Source organism: Pontibacter diazotrophicus, assembly GCF_003367245.1.
Lineage (GTDB): Bacteria > Bacteroidota > Bacteroidia > Cytophagales > Hymenobacteraceae > Pontibacter > Pontibacter diazotrophicus.
Genome location: NZ_QRGR01000010.1, coordinates 212,983 through 231,193, shown reverse-complemented (window position 1 = coordinate 231,193; position 18,211 = coordinate 212,983). Strand labels below are relative to the sequence as shown.

The following is an 18,211-nucleotide window of genomic DNA, read 5'->3' as shown; positions in this document are numbered from 1 at the left end:
CCTTTCCGCAGGTGCCGGGAAGACTTGTACTGGTGGTTAAGAAATGAAAAGCCTCTCTGGTTTCCCGGAGAGGCTTTTCATTTCTATGTCTGGCAGCTAACGCGTGAGACTAGATTGTCATGATTTCTGCTTCTTTCTTCGAAAGCAACTCGTCAATCTGGACGATATGCGCATCTGTCAGCTTTTGAACTTTCGCTTCGGCGTCGCGCACGGCATCTTCAGAAGTGCCTTCTTTCTGTAGCTTTCTCAGTGAGTCGTTTACATCTTTGCGGATGTTGCGGATGCTGATCTTGCCATTCTCCGTCTCGTTCTTCACTTGCTTTACCAGGTCGCGGCGACGCTCCTCTGTCAGGGCCGGGATATTCAGACGGATTGCGTCAGCCTCCTGCATGGGGTTGAGGTTCAGGTCGCTGTTTTTGATGGCTTTGTTAATTTCGCCCAGCATGTTCTTTTCCCAGGGCTTAATCAGCAGGGTGCGTGCATCAGGGGCAGTTACATTGGCTACCTGAGAGACAGGAGTGGGAGCACCATAATAATCTACACGCAGGTCTTCCACCATAGCAGGAGACGCCTTGCCAGCACGTATTTTAGTTAACTCAGAGTTTGTATGCTGGACAGCCTTGTCCATAGACTCCTCTGCTTCGCTGAGGTAAAACTGAATTTCTTCCGTCATATCTAATTAACTTAATATAGTTCTGAAATATTTTGGGCAAAAATAAGAATTTTTATTTTTTGTCAGGATGCTGCTTCGAATCATTCTTCTGTAGCTGCTCTGCCGTCTCTCTCAGTGATTCTGCAATGTCATCCATCGTTACCAGCGTGCCTATTTCCTCCCCGTCTACCAGGCGCCTCAGGTTGCCACCTGTGTTCATGTCGAATACGATAATAGGCAGGTTATTCTCTTTGCAGAGCGTAAAGGCTGTCATGTCCATTACGTTCAGGCCCTTTTCAAAAACATCCTTGAAAGAAATATTCTTGTAGAAGATAGCATCTGGGTTCTTTTCAGGATCGGCAGAGTAAATACCGTTTACACGCGTGCCTTTCAGTACCACATCCGCCTCAATTTCGATGGCCCGCAAGGCAGCGGCTGAGTCTGTCGTGAAGTAAGGGTTGCCGGTACCGGCCCCAAAAATAACGACACGCCCCTTTTCTAAGTGGCGCACTGCGCGGCGGCGAATGTATGGCTCACATACCTGCTGAATGTTGATACCAGAAAGCAACCGGGTATAAACGCCAAGTTTTTCCAGGGCACTCTGCAGCGCCATGCTGTTGATAACAGTGGCCAGCATACCCATATAATCGCCCTGCACTCTGTCTAAGCCTACCTGCTCGGCCTGCACACCTCTGAAAATATTGCCACCGCCTATCACTACGGCCACTTCCACGCCAAGCCTGGATACTTCTTTTATCTCCTGGGCATACTGCAGTAGTCTGTTAGAGTCAATGCCGTACTGTTGTTCGCCCATGAGCGCCTCGCCACTGAGCTTTAGCAAAATTCGTTTATACTTCACGGTATTTATCTGTATTAGTTTTAGAATCTGGTTTTGAGCCTGTTCCAATTTATCCTTTGCGCAGTAGCAGTAAAGGAGCGCGCGCAAAAAAAAAGTTCAAACAGGCTTTTACATGACAAAGCGACTACCGTGGCAGCCGCTCTTCCTGTTGTGTTAATCTTTAGAAAAGGATCAGCACCTGGTTCTTCTCCACGTTCTGCTTTTCCTCTACCTTCACTTCCTTCACTACGCCATCTCCCGGAGACTTCAAAATGTTTTCCATCTTCATGGCCTCCAGAATCATAATCGGGTCTCCTTTTTTCACCTCTTGCCCGGGCTTCACCTTTATCTCGAGAATAAGACCTGGCATAGGCGCTTTCACGTCATTCACCTTTTTGGCATTAGCGTCGCTCATCCCCAGCTTGTCCAGCAGCAGGTCGAAGCGGTCTTTTACACTAACGGTCTGTGTGATGCCGTTAATTTTAAAAGTAAAAGTTTTCTCCTCATAGTTCGCCGAAACCAGTTCTGCCGTATACGAACGGGCGTCTTTTATGATGTGGTAGGTATGGGGGCCGATAGGGGAGATGTCCCAGTTAAAAGGGGCACCATTCAGAATTACGGTGTCGTTCTTAATATCAACCTGCCATATTTTGTCGTTAGCGGTTTTTACCTGGAGCATCTTCGTTCGTATGGTTTTGACTTTAAAGTTAGTTGATTTCTCAGAGTATTTTTAGAACTTGGCTTCAAAATTAAAACATTCTATCATGAATCATAGGTTTTTAAGCATTGTGGGCCTGGCTGCCGCTATGGCTTTTACAGGCGGCTGCAGTGCCAACAAAGCTGTTACAGATACAACTACAGGAAACGGAGCCACCGCTGAGGCAGTGGCTGTGCCTACTGATACCGTTCCTGCCAATACCGAGCCCGTGTGGGCACCTCAGAAGCATGCTTTCAACCCGTCGCGCACAAGAAAGCACGACCTGTTGCACACAAAGTTGCGCGTAAGCTTCGATTGGGAAAAGCAGTACCTCAACGGCACCGCCGAACTCAGGCTGAAGCCCTACTTTTACCCGCAGGACACGCTGGTGCTGGATGCCAAAGGTATGGACATACACAGCGTGAGCCTGATGAAGGGCGACGATGGCAGCCCCCTCAAGTACAGCTATGACGGACGGAAGCTAGCCATCAACCTGAATAAGGCATACACCCGCACAGAGGAGTATGTGGTGGAGATAAATTACACAGCCAAGCCAAACGAGCTGGAGGCTGGCGGCAGCGATGCCATCACATCAGACAAAGGACTGTATTTCATTAACCCACTCGGGGCCGAGCTCAACAAGCCGATGCAAATCTGGACGCAGGGCGAAACGGAAGCGAACTCCGCCTGGTTCCCTACAATTGATTCCCCGAACGAGCGCTCCACGCAGGAAATTTATATGACAGTGGACCCGAAGTACATGACGCTCTCCAACGGGGAGTTTGTGTACTCCCGGCAGAACGCCGACGGCACCCGGACAGATTACTGGAAACAGGACCTGCCACACGCCCCCTATTTAGCCATGATGGCAGTAGGCAAATTTGCCGTGGTAAAAGACAAGTGGCGTAATAAAGAAGTGAATTACTATGTAGAGCCGGAGTATGAGGGCACTGCCAAACAGATATTCGGGAACACGCCCGAGATGATGGAGTTCTTCTCTACAAAGCTGGGGGTGGAGTACCCTTGGGCAAAGTACTCGCAGATAGTGGTGCGGGACTATGTATCAGGGGCGATGGAGAACACCTCGGCTTCTATCTTTATGGAGGCGCTGCAACTGAATGAGCGGGAGCTGCTGGACAAGAACTGGGACGGCATTATTGCACACGAGCTGTTTCACCAGTGGTTTGGCGATTATGTAACAACGGAGTCATGGGCTAACCTGCCGCTGAACGAAGCTTTCGCCAATTACTCAGAGTACCTGTGGGCCGAGCACAAATATGGCCAGGACGAAGCCGCTTACCTGCAGATGGATGAGCTGAGCCAATACCTGAATGAGGCGGAGACAAAGCGGGAGCCTATTATCCGCTATCATTATGAAGACCGGGAAGATATGTTCGACAGCCACTCCTATGCCAAAGGAGGCCGGGTGCTGCACATGCTGCGCAACCTGGTGGGAGACGAGGCCTGGTGGGCATCGCTGAACCGCTACCTCACGCAGAACAAATTCTCTGATGTAGAGATAGCAGAACTGCGCCTGGCTTTTGAGGATGTGACGGGCAGGGACCTGATGTGGTTCTTTGACCAATGGTTTATGCAGGCAGGTCATCCGGAACTGAAGGTGGAGGATAGTTACCAGAACGGGCAGCTGCGCCTGCAGGTAACGCAAACCCAGGACACGGCTTATGCGCCGGTATACAGATTGCCACTACAGGTGGCCGTCTGGGCCGGAGGCAAAAAAACAGTTTATCCTATTGTGGTAGACAAGGCCGAGCAAACCTTTACTTTTAATGTGCCAACGGAGCCGGAACTGGTGCTTTTTGATGCAGAGCAGCAGCTATTGGGAGTAGTAGAGCATGAGAAGTCACAAGAGGAACTGGTGTACCAGTTTGAGCATACCCAGCAACTGGGGCCAAAGCTGGAGGCGATGATGACTTTGGAAGACAGCTTGCAGCAGCCGCAAGTGCTGCAAATGTACCAGACAGCCCTCAATGATGATTACTGGCGCGTAAGAAGTGCTGCTATCAACAGCCTGAGCAACCTGAAAGAAGGACAGGCAAGCACCGTGGAGAACACCATCCGGCAGATGGCGTTACAGGACAAGGAAGGGGCCGTACGGGCAGAAGCTATACTGGCACTTGCCGGCTGGAACGGCGGAAAGCATACCCCTGTATTTGAGCAGGCGATGCAGGATAGCTCTTATCTGGCAGCTGCCGCAGGTATACTGGCCTATGCGGGCACCGGTGCAGCGGACACAAAGCAGCGGCTGGCAGCATTTGAGGAGGAACAGAACGAAGATATTGTACTGGCACTTGCCTCTTACTATGCAGTGCAGGGTGGGCCGGAGAAATACGACTGGTTTATGCGCCAGGTACAGGACGCAAGCGGATCGCAACTGTATTATATGTTACAGAGCTTCGGTGCTTACTTAGCGGGCAACAGCCAGACCAATACACCGGAGGTCATAACCTTACTGGCAAATCTTGCACAGAACAGTGAACAATATTATGTGCGTGCCGCTGCCTATCAGGCACTTATGGTAATGTCTGAAAGGGCGGAGGTGCAGGAACTGCTCCAGCAGATACGCCAGAATGAGAAGGATGAGCGCCTGCTGCAGATGTACGGCCGCTAACGAGGGAAAAATAATTCACATTTATTTTCGATATTATTTGACTTGAAAGAAAAAGCGCTTAATTTTGCATCTCCTTAGAACAAGCAAGGCCTCTTAAAGAGGAAAGTCTAAGGGAAAGTTTTGCTGATTTATTGTTAATTAGTGAAGTCGGGGAGATTCCAGAGCGGCCAAATGGGACGGACTGTAACTCCGTTGTAGTGATACTTCGCAGGTTCGAATCCTGCTCTCCCCACTTTTTTATTTTGAATGATTAAATAACAGAATGGCTGAATTCAGTTCTTGTTTTTTATTCAGTCATTCACACATTCAGTTATTCAAAATTGGAAAAAAGCGGGAGTAGCTCAGTTGGTAGAGCGATAGCCTTCCAAGCTATAGGCCGCGAGTTCGACCCTCGTCTCCCGCTCATTTAAGTTAAAGAGATTACGACTTATTAATTTACGGATTAACTGGAGAAGGAAATTCATGCAGATGAGCTTCCTTTTTACTGTAAATAGGGTTGTACTATCAAAGTGAACTTAGAAGCCGACGTAGCTCAGGGGTAGAGTGCTTCCTTGGTAAGGAAGAGGTCGTGGGTTCAATTCCCATCGTTGGCTCAAAGTCCGTTACGTGTAATTAAAAAGCGCGACATAAACTTAAACGTTTTAACCTTAATTTAATATCATACAATGGCTAAAGAAACATTTGACCGTTCCAAACCGCACGTAAATATCGGTACTATTGGTCACGTTGACCACGGCAAAACTACTTTGACTGCTGCTATCACTACAGTGTTGGCTAACAAAGGTCTTGCTAAACTTCGTGACTTCTCTTCAATTGACAACGCTCCTGAAGAAAAAGAAAGAGGTATTACTATCAATACATCACACGTAGAATACGCAACTGTAAACCGTCACTATGCACACGTTGACTGCCCAGGTCACGCTGACTACGTGAAGAACATGGTTACTGGTGCTGCCCAGATGGACGGTGCTATCCTTGTGGTTGCTGCTACTGATGGCCCGATGCCACAAACACGTGAGCACATCCTTCTTGCCCGTCAGGTAGGTGTTCCTCAGCTGGTAGTATTCATGAACAAAGTGGACATGGTGGATGACCCAGAGCTTCTTGAGCTTGTGGAGATGGAAATCCGTGAACTGCTTTCTTTCTATGATTTTGATGGCGATAACATTCCTGTAATTCAAGGTTCTGCTCTTGGTGGCTTGAACGGCGATGCGAAGTGGGTTGCTACTATCGAAGAATTAATGGAGGCTGTTGACTCTTGGATTCCAATTCCAGCTCGTCTGACTGACCTTCCATTCCTGATGCCAGTAGAAGACGTGTTCTCTATCACGGGTCGTGGTACTGTTGCGACAGGCCGTATCGAGCGTGGTGTAGTTAACTCTGGTGAGCAGGTTGATATCCTGGGTATGGGTGCTGAAAACATGAAGTCAGTAGTGACTGGTGTTGAGATGTTCCGTAAAATCCTTGACAGAGGTGAAGCTGGTGACAACGTAGGTCTGTTGCTTCGCGGTATTGAAAAGTCTGATATCCGTCGTGGTATGGTTATCTGCAAGCCAGGTTCTGTTAAGCCGCACCAGGAGTTCAAAGCTGAGGTTTACGTTCTTTCAAAAGAAGAAGGTGGCCGTCACACGCCATTCTTCAACAGATACCGTCCACAGTTCTACCTGAGAACAACAGACGTTACTGGTGAGATTAAGCTTCCTGAAGGAGTAGAAATGGTTATGCCAGGTGACAACATCACAATCACTGTGTCGTTGATCAACAAGGTAGCCATGGAGAAAGGTCTGCGTTTCGCTATCCGTGAGGGTGGTAGAACAGTAGGTGCCGGTCAGGTAACTGAAATCCTTGACTAATAATATGTTTCAAACCCGTTCTTAGAAACTTTCTTAAGAACGGGTTTGAATTCATAAATAAATTACATAAATTTGCACTCCATTTGACAAAAAGTGGTGTGCATTTTTTTACGGGTGTAGCTCAATTGGTAGAGTAGTGGTCTCCAAAACCATTGGCTGGGAGTTCGAGTCTCTCCACCCGTGCAATTTTTAATTTCAGTTTAGCGAAGCGATGAGCAAAGTAACAACCTACATAAACGAGACAGTTGAGGAAATGAGAGACAAAGTCTCTTGGCCAACTTATTCAGAATTGCAAAGGAGTTCTGTATTGGTGTTGATAGGTTCTTTAATTTTTGCTCTTGTAGTGGGCGCGATGGACTTTGTTTTTGATTCAGGCCTGACGTGGTTCTACAACCAGTTTTAAATTAGGAATATGGCTGATTTAAAGTGGTATGTAGTGCGCGCAGTAAGTGGCCAGGAGAAAAAAGCGAAAGCTTACCTGGAGCATGAGATAATGAGACAGGGCCTCGAAGAATACGTTCCCCAGGTGTTAATACCGGCGGAGAAGGTATACGAGATGCGAAACGGTAAGAAAAGAATCAGGGAGCGTAGCTTCTTTCCGGGTTATGTGCTGATTCACGCTGACCTTTCTCATGGTGAAGCAGAGCACATTATCATCAGCACCCCGGGCGTTATTGGCTTTTTAGGTGCGAATGATGGCTCGGCAACAAAAAAAGCTGTTCCGCTGCGACAGTCTGAAGTTAACAGAATACTGGGAACAGTAGACGAAGCAGAAGAGCAGACAGAAGTACTGGACACACCATTTATAGTTGGGGAAATTGTGAAAGTGATGGATGGTCCTTTCAGTGGCTTCTCCGGTACAGTGGAAGAAGTGTTTGAAGAACGTAAGAAGCTGAACGTGATGGTGAAAATCTTCGGAAGAAACACCCCGGTAGAGCTGAATTACATGCAGGTAGAAAAAGAATCGTAGTAAAATTATATAATGGCAAAAGAAATTAAAGGTTACCTGAAACTTCAGGTAAAGGGAGGTGCAGCGAATCCTTCGCCACCGATTGGACCTGCGCTTGGTTCTAAAGGTCTTAACATCATGGAGTTCTGCAAGCAGTTTAACGCTAGAACTCAGGATAAGCCTGGACAAGTGTTACCAGTACTGATTACAATCTATGCAGATAAGTCTTTTGACTTCGTTATTAAGACGCCTCCTGCTCCTGTATTGTTGTTAGATGCTGCTAAGCTTAAGGGCGGTTCAAAAGAGCCGAACAGAAACAAAGTAGGCTCTGTAACATGGGATCAGATCAGAGAAATTGCAGAAACAAAAATGCCTGATTTGAATGCTTTCAAAGTAGAGTCCGCTATGAAACAAGTAGCTGGTACTGCACGAAGCATGGGTATCACAGTTTCTGGTAATGCTCCGTGGAGCGAATAATAAGTTAAAGGAAAATGGCAAAGATTTCAAAAAAGAGGAAGGCTGCTTTAGAAAAAGCTGACCTGACAAAAGAGTATTCTTTAGCAGATGCCGCTTCAGTTGTAAAGGACATTACCTTCACTAAGTTCGACGCTTCTGTTGATATAGATGTACGCCTGGGAGTTGACCCTCGTAAGGCAGACCAGATGGTACGTGGTATCGTTACGTTGCCTCATGGTACAGGTAAAGATGTAAAAGTGCTTGCCCTTGTTACTCCTGACAAAGAGCAGGAAGCAAGAGACGCCGGTGCAGACTTCGTAGGTCTGGATGATTTCATCCAGAAAATCGAAAAAGGCTGGACGGATGTAGACGTTATCATCACCATGCCTGCCGTTATGGCGAAAGTAGGTCGTTTAGGTAGAATCCTGGGACCTCGTAACCTGATGCCAAACCCGAAATCAGGAACTGTAACGCAGGATGTTGCGAAAGCAGTAAAAGAAGTGAAAGCCGGTAAAATCGACTTCAAAGTAGACAAGTTCGGAATTATCCACACCAGCGTAGGGAAGTCTTCTTTCTCTGCAGAGCAGCTTGCTGCAAACGCACATGAGGTGCTTCAGACACTTAACCGATTGAAGCCAGCCTCTGCAAAGGGTACATACATCAGGAGCATTACCATGTCCAGCACGATGAGCCCGGCTGTAACCGTTGACAAGAACTCAGCAATCTAAGAAAAATGACCAGGGAAGAAAAAGAGATAATCGTAAATGAACTGACCGAGAAGTTCGCCAACACGAACTACTTCTATATTACAGATGCTTCTACCATGAGCGTAGCCAGCATCAACCAGTTCAGGAGAATGTGCTTTGACCGCGGTCTGGAGTACAAAGTATACAAGAATACACTAATCCAGAAGGCTCTAGATACTTTAGAGGCTGATACAACTGCACTTGAAGGTGTTTTGAAAGGCGCTTCCGGTATCCTGTTCTCTACGGAGTCAGGCAATGCCCCTGCAAAACTCATCAAGGACTTCAGAAAGAAAGGCAACCCGCTTCCACTTCTGAAAGGTGCTTACATCGACGCAGGACTTTACATTGGCGACGAGCAACTGGATGCACTGACAAAGATCAAGTCTAAGGATGAACTCATCGGTGATGTTATCGGTTTACTACAGTCTCCTGCGAAGAACGTTATTTCAGCGCTTCAGAGCAGTGGTGGTAAATTGGCCGGTATCCTGAAAACTTTATCGGAAAAAGAATAATTTTAAAAACGTAATCAATAAGTAACTTTTAATTTCAATAAAAATGGCAGATTTGAAAGCATTCGCTGAGCAGTTAGTAAACTTAACTGTTAAGGAAGTTAGTGAACTAGCTACTATTCTGAAGGATGAGTACGGCATCGAGCCAGCTGCTGCAGCCCCAACTATGGTAGCAGGTGGTGGTGGCGCTGAAGCAGGAGCCGCAGCAGAAGAAAAAACTTCTTTTGACGTAATCCTGAAGGCAGCAGGTGCCTCTAAATTAGCAGTTGTAAAACTGGTAAAAGAGTTAACTGGTCTTGGTCTGAAAGAGGCTAAAGAATTAGTTGATGGCGCTCCTAAAGCACTTAAAGAAGGTGTTGCAAAAGACGAAGCGGAATCACTGAAGAAATCTTTGGAAGAAGCTGGTGCTGAAGTGGAGGTTAAATAATCCCACTATATCAACATACCGATAACAGGTAGACCTGACAAATGCGTCAGGTCTTTTCCTGTTTGTACATGGGTTCAAGTTTTTGGAACCCTTTTTTTGCCCACAGTTGTTTTGGACTCTGTGTGTTTGTTACTTTTTATTAACTAAATTCCAAAAGCTTTGGCTAACAATAGAACGACAGAGCGAATAAATTTCGCCTCTATTAATCCGGTCATTGACTATCCTGACTTCTTAGATGTTCAGCTTCAGTCATTTCAGGACTTCTTTCAGTTGGAGACACCAGCGGAGAATAGGGCTCAGGAAGGGCTGTTCAAGGTTTTTGCCGAGAACTTTCCCATATCAGATTCAAGAGAAAACTTCGTACTGGAGTTTATCGACTATCATATAGATCCTCCTAAATACTCTGTTGATGAAAGCATCGACAGAGGGCTAACGTATTCTGTTCCACTTAAAGCAAAGCTTCGCCTGATCTGTAACGATGAGGATAACGAAGACTTCGAGACAATCGAGCAGGAAGTGTTCCTGGGTAACATCCCATACATGACCGAGAAAGGTTCTTTCGTGATTAATGGTGCAGAGCGTGTTATCGTATCGCAGCTTCACAGATCACCAGGTGTGTTCTTTGCACAAAGTAAGCATACAAACGGTACAAAACTCTATTCTGCCAGAATTATTCCTTTTAAAGGATCCTGGGTGGAGTTTGCTACTGACGTGAACAACGTGATGTATGCCTACATCGACCGTAAGAAGAAATTCCCGGTTACAACGTTGCTGCGTGCCATCGGTTACGGTACTGACAAAGATATACTGGATCTGTTCGGCCTTTCTGAGGAAATCCCGGCAGATAAGAATTCCCTGAAGAACTCTATCGGAAGAAGACTTGCTGCACGTGTTTTAAGAACATGGACAGAAGACTTCGTAGATGAAGACACCGGTGAGGTAGTATCCATCGACCGTAACGAAGTGATTCTGGAGCGTGACTCTGAACTCACTCAGGAGGATATCGATATCATTGTAGACTCAGGTGTAAAATCAATTATTCTGCACCGTGAGAATGTAAACATCGCTGATTACGCGATTATATATAATACGCTTCAGAAGGACAACTCTAACTCTGAGCAGGAAGCAGTAGAGCAAATCTACCGCCAGCTGCGTAACACAGAGGCTCCGGACGTTGAAACGGCACGTGACATCATTCAGAAGCTGTTTTTCTCAGATAAGCGTTATGACTTAGGCGAGGTTGGTCGTTACAGAATCAACAAGAAGCTTGGTCTTGACACGAACTGGGAAGCGAAAGTACTGACGAATGAAGACATCGTGCTTATCGTGAAGTACCTGATCGGTCTGATCAACTCAAAAGCGGTGGTGGATGATATTGACCACCTGAGCAACCGCCGTGTCAGAACGGTTGGAGAGCAGCTTTACGCACAGTTCGGTGTTGGTCTGGCCCGTATGGCCCGTACCATCAAAGAGCGTATGAACGTGCGCGACAACGAAGACTTCAAGCCTGTTGACCTTATCAACGCGCGTACGCTGTCTTCAGTGATCAACTCGTTCTTCGGAACAAACCAGCTGTCTCAGTTCATGGACCAGACGAACCCGCTGGCTGAAGTGACGCACAAGCGTCGTGTATCAGCACTGGGGCCAGGCGGTCTGTCAAGAGAGCGTGCCGGTTTCGAGGTACGTGACGTTCACTACACGCACTACGGCCGACTGTGTACCATTGAAACTCCGGAAGGTCCGAACATTGGTCTGATTTCTTCGCTGTGTGTGCACGCCCGCGTGAACCACATGGGCTTTATCGAGACACCTTACAGAAAGGTAATCGAAGGTAAAGTAGTAGTAGATGGAACTGTTGAGTACTTAACTGCCGAGGAAGAAGACACCCACCACATCGCACAGGCGAATGCCGTGATTGATGAGGGCGGTAACTTTGTGAATCCGACTGTAAAAGGACGTTTCGAAGGTGACTTCCCTGTGGAGGCGCCGGAAACATATACTTATATGGACGTTGCGCCGAACCAGATTGTATCGGTAGCGGCTTCTATGATTCCGTTCCTGGAGCATGATGATGCTAACCGTGCCCTGATGGGTTCGAACATGCAGCGCCAGGCTGTGCCACTGCTGAAGGCAGAGGCTCCGATTGTAGGTACTGGTCTGGAAAGAAGAGCAGCTATCGACTCAAGAGCTTTGGTGATTGCAGAAGGCGACGGTGTAATTGACTTTGTTGACTCTACTAAGATTGTAGTGAAGTACGACCTGAGCGAAGAAGAGAAACTTGTTTCCTTCGACGCAGAGTACGTAACCTACAAAATGGTGAAGTTCAGAAGAACAAACCAGGATACGTGTATCAACCTCTCTCCGATAGTGAGAAAAGGTGACCGCGTAACCAAAGGGGAGCCACTTTGCGAAGGCTACGCCACCAACAACGGCGAGCTGGCCATCGGGCGTAACATGCAGGTGGCGTTCATGCCATGGCAGGGTTATAACTTTGAGGATGCCATCGTAATCTCTGAAAAGGTAGTGCGTGATGATATATTCACGTCTATCCACATTGAGGAGTTTGAGCTGGAAGTTCGTGAGACGAAGCGTGGAGAGGAAGAATTAACTTCTGAAATCCCGAACGTAAGTGAAGAAGCAGTAAGAAACCTGGATGAGAACGGTATCATCCGCATCGGTGCGGAAGTAACGGAAGGAGATATCCTTATCGGTAAAATCACGCCGAAGGGAGAGACAGACCCTACGCCAGAGGAAAAGCTGCTTCGTGCCATCTTCGGTGATAAAGCCGGTGATGTGAAAGATGCGTCGCTTAAGGCACCGCCATCACTGAATGGTGTGGTGATTGAGACAAAGCTGTTCTCCCGTCCGAAGAAAGACAAGAACCTGCGTGCCAAGTCTAAGAAAGAGGTTGAAGAACTGAAGGTAAAATACAGCAAAGACCTGATCAGCATCAAGAATGTGATGGCTGACAAGCTTGTTGCTTTACTGGAAGGCAAAACGTCGCAGGGCATCAGACATAAGTTCGGTGATGAAATCCTTACAAAAGGGGTGAAGTTCACCAGAAAGAACATCACTGAAGCGTTGTTCCCTGAGAAAAACCCTTACAAGGACGAAAGCAACTACGCTGTTCCGGAAGAAGTGAACATGTTCAAGGACCTGATCCTGGAGAACTGGACTGCTGATGAGAAAGTGAACACAATGCTGGTGGAGCTTGTTAAGAACTACAACAAGCGCAGAAACATCACTTCTGCACACTTCAAGCGTGAGCGTTTCACACTGGAGGTAGGAGATGAGTTGCCGGCAGGTATCGTGCAGCTTGCCAAAGTATACATCGCTAAGAAGCGTAAGCTGAAAGTGGGTGACAAGATGGCGGGACGTCACGGTAACAAAGGTGTGGTAGCAAGAATCGTTCGTGAGGAGGATATGCCGTTCTTAGAAGACGGAACTCCAATGGACATCGTGCTGAACCCGCTGGGTGTACCTTCAAGGATGAACATCGGTCAGATTTACGAGACGGTGCTTGGATGGGCAGGTCTGAAATTGGGTAGAAAATATGCTACACCAATCTTCGACGGTGCCACAGAAGAGCAGGTTTCTGCTGAGCTGGCTGAGGCAGGGCTTCCGCATTTCGGACGTTCTTACCTGTTTGATGGTCTTTCAGGAGATCGTTTCGACCAGCCGGTAACAGTAGGTGTGATTTACATGCTGAAACTGGGTCACCTGGTAGATGATAAGATGCACGCTCGTTCTATCGGACCATACTCACTTATTACACAGCAGCCATTGGGTGGTAAAGCCCAGTTTGGTGGTCAGCGTTTCGGTGAGATGGAGGTGTGGGCGTTGGAGGCATTCGGTGCTTCAAACGTGCTGCAGGAAATACTTACAGTGAAATCAGATGACGTGATCGGCCGTGCGAAAGCTTATGAAGCAATCGTAAAGGGCGATGTGTTGCCAAAACCAAATATCCCTGAGTCATTCAACGTACTGATTCACGAGCTAAGAGGTCTGGCACTGGAGATTACGTTAGAATAATAAACCATACACTAAGCGCTAAGGCTACGGCCGAAGCGCTTAGCTTGTGTTTGGACCGATTTTAGCTGTAAAGCCAATTCATTGTATCGACATTATTATAATATAATATGGCATTTGCGAAAAATAAAAAACTTTCTCAGGATTTCTCTAAAGTAACGATCAGCTTGGCTTCACCAGAGTCAATCCTGGAGCGTTCCAACGGGGAAGTAACAAAGCCTGAGACCATAAACTATAGAACCTATAAGCCTGAAATGGGTGGTTTATTCTGCGAAAGAATATTCGGACCTGTAAAGGATTGGGAATGCCACTGCGGAAAGTATAAGAGAATCAGATATAAAGGCATCATCTGCGACCGTTGCGGTGTAGAGGTGACGGAGAAAAAAGTGCGCCGCGAGCGCATGGGCCACATCGAACTGGTTGTTCCGGTGGCGCATATCTGGTACTTCAAATCACTTCCGAATAAAATAGGATATCTGTTAGGCTTACCAACAAAGAAGCTTGACCAGATTATCTATTACGAAAGATATGCAGTGATCCAGCCAGGTATTCTGGCAGAAGACGGTGTAAACACACTGGACTTCCTGACTGAGGATGAGTACCTGGATATGATTGACAAACTTCCGCGTGAGAACCAGGCGTTGGATAACAACGACCCGAACAAGTTCATCGCAAGGATGGGTGCCGAGGCGCTGCAAATGCTACTGGAGCGTACCAACCTGGACGACATGTCTTATGAGTTGCGTCACTCTGCTGCACACGAGACTTCTCAGCAGCGTAAAGCAGACGCGTTGAAGCGACTGCGCGTTGTAGAGGCTTTCCGTGATGCTGCTACCCGCATCGAGAACAGACCAGAGTGGATGATCATCCGCATGGTGCCTGTTATTCCGCCGGAGCTTCGCCCGCTTGTTCCGTTGGATGGTGGCCGTTTCGCTACCTCTGACCTGAACGACCTTTACAGACGTGTGATTATTCGTAACAACCGTCTGAAGCGCCTGATAGAGATCAAAGCCCCTGAAGTAATCCTTCGTAACGAGAAGCGAATGCTGCAGGAAGCAGTTGACTCCCTGTTCGACAACTCACGTAAAGTGAACGCTGTTCGTGCAGAAGGTAACCGTGCGCTGAAGTCACTTTCCGACATGCTAAAAGGTAAGCAGGGTCGTTTCCGTCAGAACTTGCTTGGTAAGCGTGTGGACTACTCCGGTCGTTCGGTAATTGTGGTAGGTCCTGAACTGAAGCTGCATGAGTGCGGTCTGCCTAAGAACATGGCAGCTGAGCTCTTCAAGCCGTTCATCATCCGCAAGCTGATCGAAAGAGGCATCGTGAAAACGGTGAAGTCTGCAAAGAAAATAGTAGACCGTAAGGACCCAGTAGTATGGGATATCCTGGAGAATGTGCTGAAAGGCCACCCGGTACTCCTTAACCGTGCTCCTACGCTCCACAGATTAGGTATTCAGGCTTTCCAGCCAAAACTGATCGAAGGAAAAGCGATTCAGCTGCACCCACTGGTGTGTACAGCATTTAACGCTGACTTTGACGGTGACCAGATGGCGGTGCACGTTCCACTAGGACCTGCTGCTGTACTGGAAGCCTCTATGCTGATGCTGGCGTCGCACAACATCCTGAACCCTGCAAACGGTGCTCCGATTGCAGTACCTTCTCAGGACATGGTACTTGGTTTATACTATGTATCTAAAGGAAAGCGCACGACTGAAAACGAGAAGATCAAAGGTGAGGGTATGAGCTTCTACTCTGCGGAGGAAGTGATCATTGCCATCAACGAAGGTCTCCTTTCGAAGCAGGCATACATTAAAGTAAGAACAAAAATCAGAAACGAGCAAGGCGAACTGGTAACCAAGTCAATTGAAACCGTAGCCGGCCGTGTCATCTTCAACCAGTTTGTACCTGAGGAAGTAGGATACATAGATGAACTGCTGACAAAGAAGAAACTGCAGCAGATTATCTCCCGTGTGTTCAAAGAAACGGGTATGGCGCGTACCGCTCAGTTCCTGGACGATATTAAAACTCTTGGATTCCAGTCTGCCTATAAAGGCGGTCTTTCTATGGGTCTGGGTGATATTCAGATACCAAAGGAAAAAGACATTCTGGTAGCGCAGGCTAAGAAGGATGTGGCTGCTGTATGGCAAAACTACTCCATGGGTCTGATCACAGACAATGAGCGTTACAACCAGGTAATTGATATCTGGACACGTATCAACAACCAGATTACGGAAACGTTGATGGTTCGTCTGGAGAACGATGACCAGGGCTTTAACTCCATCTTTATGATGATGCACTCCGGAGCCCGTGGTTCAAGAGAGCAGATTCGTCAGTTAGGTGGTATGAGAGGTCTGATGGCCAAGCCTCAGAAGTCGCTACAGGGTTCTGTGGGTGAGATTATCGAAAACCCAATCCTTTCTAACTTCAAGGAAGGCCTGGATGTAATCGAGTACTTTATCTCTACACACGGTGCCCGTAAAGGTCTTGCGGATACGGCCCTTAAAACAGCCGATGCCGGTTACCTGACACGACGTCTGGTAGACGTGTCGCAGGACGTGATCGTGAACGAAGAAGACTGCGGTACACTGAGAGGTTTGGAAGTAAGTGCACTGAAAGACAATGAAGATATCGTGGAGACACTTTCAGAGCGTATCCTGGGTCGTGTAATGGTGCATGATGTATATGACCCGATTACGAATGACCTGATAGCGGAATCCGGATCGGAAATTACAGAAGAAATTGCCCGTGCTATCGAGGCAACTGCGATTGAGGCTGTGGAAATCCGTTCCGTGCTTACCTGTGAATCCAAGCGCGGTATCTGCGCCAAGTGCTACGGCCGTAACCTGGCAACAGGCTTTATGGTGCAGAAAGGTGAGGCTGTAGGCGTTATCGCTGCACAGTCCATCGGTGAGCCGGGTACACAGCTGACACTCCGTACTTTCCACGTAGGTGGTACTGCGTCTAACATTGCGGTAGATGCAACTATCCTGGCGAAGTTCGGCGGTAAGGTTGAGTATGAAGATGTTCGCTCGCTGGATACAGTCAACAACGAAGGGGAACCGGTGAAAGTAGTAATGGGTCGTTCAGGCGAGGTAAAAGTCGTTGATCCAAATACTGGCAAACTGTTGATCAGCAACCACGTGCCTTACGGTTCATTCCTGCACGTGAACGATGGTCAAATCATAGAGAAAGGTGCTCAGATCTGTAACTGGGATCCATACAACGCGGTGATTCTTTCCGAGTTCGACGGTGAAATTGCTTACGAATCCGTGATTGAGGGTATCACATACCGCGAGGAGTCGGATGAGCAGACTGGTTACCGTGAGAAAGTAATTATTGATACAAAAGATAAGACGCAGAACCCTGCCATTATCGTGAATCCGAAGAACGGCGAGCCAAAAGGCTACAACATTCCGGTAGGAGCTCACTTAACGGTAGAGAACGGCGAGAAAATCAAAGCCGGACAAATTCTGGTGAAGATTCCTCGTGCTATAGGTAAAACGCGTGACATTACAGGTGGTCTGCCACGAGTGACGGAATTATTCGAGGCGCGTAACCCATCTAACCCGGCCGTTGTGTCTGAAATTGATGGTGTGGTAACCTATGGTACCGTGAAGCGTGGTAACCGTGAAATCTACATCGAGTCGAAAGACGGAGTGAAGAAGAAATACATGGTGCCGCTTTCCAAGCACATCCTCGTGCAGGACAATGACTTCGTACGTGCGGGTATGCCACTGTCAGATGGCGCTATCACGCCGTCAGACATCTTGAATATTCAGGGACCGGGTGCTGTACAAGAGTACCTTGTAAATGAGATTCAGGAAGTATACCGTCTGCAGGGTGTGAAGATCAACGACAAGCACATTGAGGTGGTTGTACGCCAGATGATGCAGAAAGTGATAGTGGTTGATGCGGGTGATACAAGCTTCCTGGAAAACCAGGTGGTGGATAAGATTACCTTCATGGAAGAAAACGACCGCATCATCGACATGAAAGTGGTAGAGGAGTCTGGTGATTCACCTAACCTGAAGCCAGGACAGATTGTTACGGCCAGAAGGCTTCGTGACGAGAACTCCAGCCTGAAGCGCAGGGATATGAAACTGGTAACGGTGCGTGATGCATCTCCATCCGTGTCAAGACCAACGCTGCAAGGTATCACACAGGCTTCACTTGGTACGCAAAGCTTTATCTCAGCTGCATCCTTCCAGGAAACGACGAAGGTGCTCAGCGAGGCTGCTATCAAAGGTAAAGCAGATGAGTTACTGGGTCTGAAAGAAAACGTTATCGTGGGTCACCTGATTCCGGCAGGTACAGGTCTGAGGGAGTATCAGAAGCTGATTGTAGGAAGCCAGGATGAGTACGAAGCGTTGGTAGAGTCTAAAAAGGCCACTACCAAGAGACAGCAAGAATTACAGAAAAGATAATT

Annotated in this window: 13 protein-coding genes and 4 tRNA genes; 14 read left to right on the top strand and 3 right to left on the bottom strand. The window is 47.6% G+C overall.

All coding sequences use genetic code 11. The features are described 5' to 3' along the window. Positions 1-109 precede the first annotated feature (109 nt). The 3 genes from frr to DXT99_RS11285 form a co-directional block, all read right to left on the bottom strand. On the bottom strand, positions 110-673 hold the full coding sequence (gene frr, locus DXT99_RS11295) for a ribosome recycling factor (protein WP_115565652.1): 564 nt from the start codon (positions 671-673) through the stop codon (positions 110-112). Positions 674-725: 52 nt separating this feature from the next. Further along, positions 726-1,511 (bottom strand): UMP kinase, encoded by a 786-nt coding sequence (gene pyrH / locus DXT99_RS11290; RefSeq protein ID WP_115565684.1) that lies wholly within the window; start codon positions 1,509-1,511, stop codon positions 726-728. Between the two features lie 160 nt (positions 1,512-1,671). Further along, positions 1,672-2,169, bottom strand: coding sequence for an acetyl-CoA carboxylase biotin carboxyl carrier protein subunit (locus DXT99_RS11285; protein ID WP_115565651.1), 498 nt, complete (start codon positions 2,167-2,169; stop codon positions 1,672-1,674). A gap of 85 nt (positions 2,170-2,254) precedes the next feature. Here DXT99_RS11285 and DXT99_RS11280 point away from each other — a divergent pair, with 85 nt between their 5' ends. The 14 genes from DXT99_RS11280 to rpoC all read left to right on the top strand — a co-directional run bounded on the left by DXT99_RS11280 (position 2,255) and on the right by rpoC (position 18,209). Continuing rightward, positions 2,255-4,816: a M1 family aminopeptidase gene (locus tag DXT99_RS11280; RefSeq protein WP_115565650.1), complete on the top strand. Its 2,562-nt coding sequence runs from the start codon at positions 2,255-2,257 to the stop codon at positions 4,814-4,816. A gap of 149 nt (positions 4,817-4,965) precedes the next feature. Continuing rightward, positions 4,966-5,048: transfer RNA gene (locus tag DXT99_RS11275), tRNA-Tyr, on the top strand. 98 nt (positions 5,049-5,146) lie between these two features. Further along, a tRNA-Gly gene (locus DXT99_RS11270) sits at positions 5,147-5,219 on the top strand. Positions 5,220-5,337: 118 nt separating this feature from the next. Further along, positions 5,338-5,409 (top strand) — tRNA-Thr (locus DXT99_RS11265). Positions 5,410-5,481: 72 nt separating this feature from the next. Next, positions 5,482-6,669, top strand: a complete 1,188-nt coding sequence (tuf, locus tag DXT99_RS11260; protein ID WP_115565649.1) for an elongation factor Tu — start codon at positions 5,482-5,484, stop codon at positions 6,667-6,669. A 110-nt stretch (positions 6,670-6,779) separates the two neighbouring features. Next, positions 6,780-6,852 (top strand) — tRNA-Trp (locus DXT99_RS11255). Between the two features lie 28 nt (positions 6,853-6,880). After that, on the top strand, positions 6,881-7,072 hold the full coding sequence (gene secE, locus DXT99_RS11250) for a preprotein translocase subunit SecE (protein WP_115565648.1): 192 nt from the start codon (positions 6,881-6,883) through the stop codon (positions 7,070-7,072). A gap of 9 nt (positions 7,073-7,081) precedes the next feature. After that, entirely contained in the window at positions 7,082-7,639 is a 558-nt protein-coding gene (gene nusG / locus DXT99_RS11245; RefSeq protein WP_115565647.1) for a transcription termination/antitermination protein NusG, read from the top strand. A gap of 12 nt (positions 7,640-7,651) precedes the next feature. After that, the gene (gene rplK / locus DXT99_RS11240) at positions 7,652-8,095 is read left to right on the top strand and encodes a 50S ribosomal protein L11 (RefSeq protein ID WP_115565646.1); all 444 of its coding nucleotides are present in this window, start codon (positions 7,652-7,654) and stop codon (positions 8,093-8,095) included. A gap of 14 nt (positions 8,096-8,109) precedes the next feature. After that, positions 8,110-8,802: a 50S ribosomal protein L1 gene (gene rplA / locus DXT99_RS11235; protein ID WP_115565645.1), complete on the top strand. Its 693-nt coding sequence runs from the start codon at positions 8,110-8,112 to the stop codon at positions 8,800-8,802. 5 nt (positions 8,803-8,807) lie between these two features. Beyond that, a complete protein-coding gene (rplJ, locus tag DXT99_RS11230; protein WP_115565644.1) occupies positions 8,808-9,332 on the top strand; it encodes a 50S ribosomal protein L10 in 525 nt (174 codons plus the stop codon). A gap of 43 nt (positions 9,333-9,375) precedes the next feature. Next, positions 9,376-9,756 (top strand): 50S ribosomal protein L7/L12, encoded by a 381-nt coding sequence (gene rplL / locus DXT99_RS11225; RefSeq protein ID WP_115565643.1) that lies wholly within the window; start codon positions 9,376-9,378, stop codon positions 9,754-9,756. A gap of 159 nt (positions 9,757-9,915) precedes the next feature. Continuing rightward, positions 9,916-13,788: a DNA-directed RNA polymerase subunit beta gene (gene rpoB / locus DXT99_RS11220; protein WP_115565642.1), complete on the top strand. Its 3,873-nt coding sequence runs from the start codon at positions 9,916-9,918 to the stop codon at positions 13,786-13,788. Positions 13,789-13,895: 107 nt separating this feature from the next. Beyond that, on the top strand, positions 13,896-18,209 hold the full coding sequence (gene rpoC, locus DXT99_RS11215) for a DNA-directed RNA polymerase subunit beta' (protein WP_115565641.1): 4,314 nt from the start codon (positions 13,896-13,898) through the stop codon (positions 18,207-18,209). The last annotated feature ends 2 nt before the right edge of the window (positions 18,210-18,211 follow it).

Bases quoted from the DNA above. Each gene is read 5' to 3' on its own strand.
- frr (WP_115565652.1), bottom strand. From the start codon at position 673: ATGACGGAAGAAATTCAGTTTTACCTCAGCGAAGCAGAGGAGTCTATG.
- DXT99_RS11285 (WP_115565651.1), bottom strand. From the start codon at position 2,169: ATGCTCCAGGTAAAAACCGCTAACGACAAAATATGGCAGGTTGATATT.
- DXT99_RS11280 (WP_115565650.1), top strand. From the start codon at position 2,255: ATGAATCATAGGTTTTTAAGCATTGTGGGCCTGGCTGCCGCTATGGCT.
- tuf (WP_115565649.1), top strand. From the start codon at position 5,482: ATGGCTAAAGAAACATTTGACCGTTCCAAACCGCACGTAAATATCGGT.
- secE (WP_115565648.1), top strand. From the start codon at position 6,881: ATGAGCAAAGTAACAACCTACATAAACGAGACAGTTGAGGAAATGAGA.
- nusG (WP_115565647.1), top strand. From the start codon at position 7,082: ATGGCTGATTTAAAGTGGTATGTAGTGCGCGCAGTAAGTGGCCAGGAG.
- rplK (WP_115565646.1), top strand. From the start codon at position 7,652: ATGGCAAAAGAAATTAAAGGTTACCTGAAACTTCAGGTAAAGGGAGGT.
- rplA (WP_115565645.1), top strand. From the start codon at position 8,110: ATGGCAAAGATTTCAAAAAAGAGGAAGGCTGCTTTAGAAAAAGCTGAC.
- rplJ (WP_115565644.1), top strand. From the start codon at position 8,808: ATGACCAGGGAAGAAAAAGAGATAATCGTAAATGAACTGACCGAGAAG.
- rplL (WP_115565643.1), top strand. From the start codon at position 9,376: ATGGCAGATTTGAAAGCATTCGCTGAGCAGTTAGTAAACTTAACTGTT.
- rpoC (WP_115565641.1), top strand. From the start codon at position 13,896: ATGGCATTTGCGAAAAATAAAAAACTTTCTCAGGATTTCTCTAAAGTA.